Annotated in this window: 1 protein-coding gene; it reads right to left on the bottom strand. The window is 36.2% G+C overall.

Annotated elements, in window-relative coordinates; all coding sequences use genetic code 11:
• Positions 1–28 precede the first annotated feature (28 nt).
• On the bottom strand, positions 29–1,390 hold a 1,362-nt coding region (locus tag AC1DJR_RS29795), incomplete at its 5' end, for a peptidoglycan D,D-transpeptidase FtsI family protein (RefSeq protein WP_477004236.1).

Here is a 1,390-nt window from a genome sequence, read left to right as displayed (position 1 = left end):
ATTATATGGAGGTAGCCTTCATCAATTATTATTTTTGAAAAACATGTTTAACTTTTTCAGCAGGAATATTACTTCCACCTCTACCTTTTACATCTTCAATCATCATTGTAATGACCATATCAGGTGAATTTAAATCAAACGCAGCGAACCAACCTAGTTCTTTTCCTTCTGCCTCTTTTGATACTTTTAATTCTGCTGTTCCTGTTTTACCAGCAAGAGTCATACCATCAATTTTCGCAATTTTCCCCGTACCATCTGGATCGTTAATTACTTTCGTTAAAGCCGTTTTCAATATATCTTGATTTTCTTTAGAAATCACGTTCTCTTTCCAAGCTTTTGGTTGTTTATCTGTTTTAATAAGATATGGTGACGGAATCGTTCCATCATTTACGATTGGCGCATACGTTAAAGCTAGATGAAGGGGAGTCATTAATACTTGTCCTTGTCCATAACCTGTGTCTGCCATTTGAATATCATTTTTTATGCCATCACTTGCGATTTTAGAAGCTGGGAATCCATATTCAATTGGTAATTTCTCATCAAATCCGAATTTTTTTGCCTCAGCCATAAATTTATCTTTTCCAATTTTCAAAGCTTCTTGTGCGAAATAAATATTATCCGAGTATTTCATTGCCTTATCAAAATCAATCGAATTTGCATCTTTTACACGTGTTACGTAATAATTGCCCCAAGAAGAATCTTTCGTCCATTTCAGTCCTTCAATTTTCAATTCTTCTTTTGGATCAATCGTTTTCGTTTCAAGACCAATTGCACCTGTAATTGGCTTAAATACAGAACCTGGTACCGATAATTGTGTAAATCGATTCGTCATCGGTTTTTTCGGGTCATTATTCCAAGCCTCGCGTTGTGCTTTTGATGTTCCTCGTGCAATTAAATTAGGATTATAAGCTGGACTACTTACAAGAGCAATTGTTTCTCCATTTTTCGGATTAATTGCCGCACTTGAACCAGCTTCTCCCTTCATTTCATTATACGTTTTTTCTTGAACAACACTATCGATAGTTAAAGTTACATTTTCTCCATCAACAGCATCTGTTTTCGCTAAATTTTTAATTTCTTTTCCTTGTGCATCTTCCATGAAGACACGGCCACCTTTTTTCCCGCGTAGCTGTTCTTCCAATACTTGCTCTAATCCAGCYTTACCAACTGGWTCATCKGCTTGATAGCCTTTCTTTTGAAGCGTYTTTAAATCTTCAGCATTTACTTTTCCGATATAACCAGTAAGATGCGCTGCTGCTTCCCCTAACGGATATGTACGAACATTTACAGGTTTTGCTGCAACACCAGGTAAATCAATATACATATTTTGCGTTGTCCCTTCAGGTAAAATTCCAATTGGTACAAGATACCCTGGTTTTACCCATTTAGC

Source organism: Bacillus sp. 05T31 (assembly GCF_056396725.1).
Note: the sequence above shows the minus strand (reverse complement) of the source record. Positions and strands in the feature narration are given on the sequence as shown.